Annotated in this window: 6 protein-coding genes; 2 read left to right on the forward strand and 4 right to left on the reverse strand. The window is 41.6% G+C overall.

Annotated elements, in window-relative coordinates:
- Nucleotides 1-464, forward strand: a 464-nt coding sequence (locus IJT21_04795) for a class I SAM-dependent methyltransferase (protein MBQ7577573.1), incomplete at its 5' end; no start/stop codon positions are given.
- A complete protein-coding gene (locus IJT21_04800) occupies nucleotides 461-748 on the forward strand; it encodes a hypothetical protein (GenBank protein ID MBQ7577574.1) in 288 nt (95 codons plus the stop codon). The genes IJT21_04795 and IJT21_04800, both read left to right, overlap by 4 nt.
- A 40-nt stretch (nucleotides 749-788) precedes the next feature.
- Here IJT21_04800 and IJT21_04805 read toward each other — a convergent pair whose 3' ends face one another.
- From IJT21_04805 to IJT21_04820, 4 genes are all read right to left on the reverse strand, one after another.
- Nucleotides 789-1,682 carry a DUF2029 domain-containing protein gene (locus tag IJT21_04805; GenBank protein ID MBQ7577575.1) on the reverse strand — a complete coding sequence of 298 codons (894 nt, stop codon included), beginning with the start codon at nucleotides 1,680-1,682 and terminating at the stop codon, nucleotides 789-791.
- 431 nt (nucleotides 1,683-2,113) lie between these two features.
- Nucleotides 2,114-2,734, reverse strand: a complete 621-nt coding sequence (locus IJT21_04810; protein MBQ7577576.1) for a V-type ATP synthase subunit D — start codon at nucleotides 2,732-2,734, stop codon at nucleotides 2,114-2,116.
- 16 nt (nucleotides 2,735-2,750) lie between these two features.
- Nucleotides 2,751-4,154, reverse strand: a complete 1,404-nt coding sequence (locus tag IJT21_04815; protein MBQ7577577.1) for a V-type ATP synthase subunit B — start codon at nucleotides 4,152-4,154, stop codon at nucleotides 2,751-2,753.
- The coding region (locus IJT21_04820) for a V-type ATP synthase subunit A (protein MBQ7577578.1) at nucleotides 4,144-4,802 on the reverse strand (659 nt) is incomplete at its 5' end. The genes IJT21_04815 and IJT21_04820, both read right to left, overlap by 11 nt.

Consider the following 4,802-nt stretch of genomic DNA (forward strand, 5'->3'; position numbering starts at 1 on the left):
AACGAGCAACGAGCAACGAGCAACGAGCAACCCATGACATTACATTTTGGGAAGGAAAATTTAATAATTTCACCCCTTACACCGTAGATGTAAATATTAACCGTTATGAATTTCTTGCACCGATAATTAATGACATTCACGACAAAAATATTTTAGAAATAGGCTGCGGGAATGGCGACATGTCTATATTTCTTGCAAAGCACGGCGCAAAAGTCTTCTCAATCGACAACACAAACAACGGAATAAATAACGCTCTTGCACTGGCAGACTTTAACGGCGTAAAGATTCAAGCTCAAGTAATGGACGCTCTTGACGTTGATAAATTGCCGGGAAAATTTGATTTCGTTGTAGGAAAATTTATTTTGCACCACATAGAACCGTTCGACAAGTTCGCAGAAAAAATAAAACTCTGCATGAATGAGTCGGATTATTCTACGAAAATTCATCGCGCAATAAAATTTTGATGTTCTTCCGCAATCATCTTGTAGGAAAATTCGGCGTTCCTAAATACGGCGACTCAGTTGAAGTCCCATTTGAAGACTCAGAAATTGAGAGTCTGCGCAAAAATTTCAAAGAAGTAAATATTTCTGTGCCTCGTTTTGTATTTTTCTCAATGTTGGGAAGCTATATTTTCAGAAGGAGCTGGAGACTTCAACAATTTTTCGGCCGGCTTGATGAGTTATGCTATAAACGAGTAAAAATTTTCAACAAGTACAGTTATCATCAAGTAATTATGTTCACGAAATAAAAAAATGTCCCCCCGCTTTTACACGAGGGGAAAAAATTTCTTATTCCAGAGCAATACTTTTTTTCGACGCAAAAATGTCTGTCCCCACGCAATAAAGGCACAATACATAAGCTGAACCGCACATCCAGTGTTCTACATCGCCGAAATTAATTATCCAGACAGGAATCACAAAAACTGACGCGAACAAAATATAATAAATATATAATTTCACTTTTTCGCAAATATCAGCAGTGTTAAAATTTTTCCTGTCAGCAACCAGCAGCAGCAACGGAAGAGTCAAATATGCCGTGTAATATCTATAACTGCCCGAATGACTGTACGCCATTATCATTGACAAATAAAATACGGCCTTCCACCTTTCTTTAGTCGTGAGGGAAAAATAAATCATCGAGCAACAAAATATCGTCTGAAGAATAAGCTGCGGGATTCCCATGTGCTTCAATGAGCCCCTTAAGAAATAAACCCAATAATTTACGAACCCAGGCAAAGAAGCCCACCTCATAGGCCTAGACCCTACATGATTAGTAATAATCTTGATGTACTCGACAAAACCTGCCCAGCCTCCAGTGAAAATAAACGGCAGCAAACATAAAATAATCCCCCATATAAATAAATGCACTGCTTCACGATATTTTTTCTCGCGGATATAAAGAAGTCCCATAATGCACGGAAGAGCTTTAAAACCTGCTGCACATGCTATCAAGATTAGAGCTGTCTGTCTGTGCCAAATACTTTTATTTTCGCGGAGATATAACGCCCCGCATAAAAATATTACAGTTATGAATATAGTATTTCCCCTCTCTAATACACCGCTGAAATATGGAGTTGAGAACAATATCATAATCGTAAAAAATGTTGCATTGCCGAGCGATAATTTTGTAAGTTTTTGCACAAGATAAACCATAATGCAGACCTGCAATACTGTCCACATCACATAAATTAAAATCTCGTAGGGAATTAGAATATATTTAATGCCTCCATAAGGCTGGGGATTGATTAAATAAAGGAAGTGAAAGAATATATATGACAATGCCGGAAAAGGTGCGTCCCCCCCCCCCCCCTTGCGGAAAATACGTATTTTTTATGTCAGCAGAGTAAAATATATGTCTGTGAAAATCTGTTAATGCCCAGTCGCTATTATTTCCTATGATAAACCAGTCAAATAAACTCCCCTCTTTGACCATGCACGCACAAATAAAGAAGCCGATTAAACCCGATACTGTTATGAGATAAAATATATTGAGCGGATCTTGCACGAAAGAATAAATTTTTTGTCTGATATTAGTCATGTCCTCACCTGCAATTAATAAAATAAAAGCAAGTCTCTCTCATAATAAGAGAAACCTGCTCATAAAATTTCATCATTTAAGCCGACACAATTTCTTTAATCTTCATCAAGCGGCTTAACGTGGATCTTTCCTGTTCGTCAAGTTTCATGCTGATGTATCTTATAGTCTCGGCCAAATTAGGAATCATTACGTACTCAAGTGCATTAACGCGCCTTCTTGTGCGTTCAATCTCGCCGGCCATAAGTCTAATAGCTTTCTCTTCCGCTGCTAACTGCAATAAACGCAAAATTAACTTGCTGAACTGTTCTAACGCAGAATCAAGCAATAACGGCACATTGACAAAACCGTAATTTACTGGGTTGCCCTCCTGCTTTACGTCGTATTCAGGCACCATTACACTCATTACGTTATGCCACTTCACAGAAAGAGTCGACTTTGCGCCCGGAAAAATTAAAGCCTGTTCGAGAATTTCGGGTGTCGTCTGTGCGCGAGATAATACAAATGTCCCGTAACACTCGGATAACTCTTTCTCGACTGCCTCGCGTAATTCCTTGCCTGCACGAGCCTTCTCAAGAAATGCCTTAATCAATGCGTCCTGCTTATCCTTTAGGAGCTTATGACCCCTTTTCGCAACTGATAATCTTTTCTTGAGCCTCGATAATTCCATTCGGTTAGGGTTGACGTTGATGCGTGCCATCTGTCAAAATCCCTCCTTACTTATCGCCTTTATTTTTCTCAGCCAGTAACGGATTTAAATATTTCTCGATATAGGCATCTCTGATTCTCTTGAGTTCCTTCACTGGAATCATAGTAAGCAAATTCCAGCCTAACTCCAGAGTCTCTTTGATTGTCCTGTTCTCGTATTCGCCCTGACGAATATATTTATCCTCAAAGACTGTAGAGAATTTAGCAAATGCCTTGTCCTCGTCCGATAATGCGCCCTCACCGAGAATAACTGCGAGTTCCTTTGCTTCCTTACCGCGTGCATAAGCTGCAAATAACTGGTTCATCAAATCTGCATGATCTTCACGCGTTTTATCTTTGCCGATACCCTTATCCTTGAGTCTTGAAAGCGACGGCATGACATCAACAGGCGGATAAATTCCCTGTCTATGAAGACTCCTGCTCAAAATTATCTGGCCTTCTGTGATGTATCCGGTCAAGTCGGGAATCGGGTGTGTCTTGTCATCTTCAGGCATTGTCAAAATCGGAATCTGTGTAATACTTCCGCTCTTACCCTTGAGTCTTCCGGCGCGTTCATACATTGTGGCCAAGTCCGTATATAAATAGCCTGGGTAACCTCTACGGCCGGGGACTTCTTTACGTGCTGCTGAAATTTCGCGTAAGGCCTCGCAATAGTTCGTCAAGTCCGTTAATATTACAACAACGTGCATATTGCATTCAAATGCGAGATATTCTGCTGCTGTAAGTGCGATTCTGGGCGTTGAAATTCTTTCGATCGCAGGGTCATCGGCCAAGTTGATATATAAGACTGTCCGCTGAAGTGCGCCTGTTTTCCTGAAGTCATCCATAAAGAATGAAGCCTCTTCAAACGTGATGCCCATCGCCGCGAAAACAACCGCAAAATCTTCATGACCGCTGATAACTGTTGCTTGACGTGCAATCTGCGCAGCCATTCTATTATGAGGAAGTCCCGACGCTGAGAAAATCGGTAATTTCTGACCTCTGACCATCGGGTTAAGGCCGTCAATTGTTGATATTCCTGTCTGTATGAACTCTGACGGATAATCGCGCGAAAATGGATTCATCGGCATTCCGTTAATGTCTAAATTTTGTTCAGCGATTAAAGGTGCTCCGCCGTCAATGGGTTCACCGCGTCCGTTAAAGACTCGTCCGAGCATATCTTTAGAAACCGGAAGTGTTAAGACTTTGCCGAGAAATCTTACTTTTGTGTCCTCGTTCTCGATTCCTGATGTACCCTCGAAGACCTGAACTAATGCGCGGTCAGACTCGATCTCAAGGACTCTGCCTCTACGTTTTTCGCCGTTCGACAGTGAAATTTCTACAAGCTCGTCATAACGTACATCTTCAGTCTTCTCGACCATCATTAACGGGCCGGAAATGCTTGATATAGTTCTATACTCTCTAGGCAGCATTGTTTTCACCTCCGACGGGGATAATTGCGTTTATTTGCTCCTTGATAGTATCTTCGAGCTTGTCAATTTGTGATATATCTTTCTCTTCAAGATAGCGCATTCTTGCAATTTGTTCACGAACCGGCAAATTAAATAATTTATTCATCGGTGCGCCCTTGTGTAAAGCGTCGAGTCCGGCATGATGGAAATTAACAATCGTGCGTAACATCTTGAACTGCTTATCCATTGACGCATAAGTATCGATCTCATGAAACGCGTTTTGATGCAAGAAGTCTTCACGTAATGATTTCGCTGTCTCCATTACCATGCGTTCATCGCGTGAAAGTGCGTCGATACCTACGAGTCTTACGATTTCATTTAATTGCGCTTCCTGCTCAAGAAGTCCCATAGCCTCGACTCTTAAGCCGCTCCACTGGTCATCAAATTTTTCATCCCAGTACGAGTCAAGCCTGTCCGTGTAAAGTGAGTAGCTCGACAGCCAGTTAATTGCGGGGAAGTGTCTCTGATATGCGAGATTTGCATCAAGTCCCCAGAAAACTTTTGTAACGCGCAAAGTGTTTTGTGTGACGGGTTCTGACAAGTCGCCGCCGGGCGGTGATACCGCGCCTATAACTGTAATTGAACCTTCGCGGCCTTCTTTACCGTTTA

The sequence above is a fragment of the Synergistaceae bacterium genome, assembly GCA_017443945.1.
Lineage (GTDB): Bacteria > Synergistota > Synergistia > Synergistales > Aminobacteriaceae > JAFUXM01.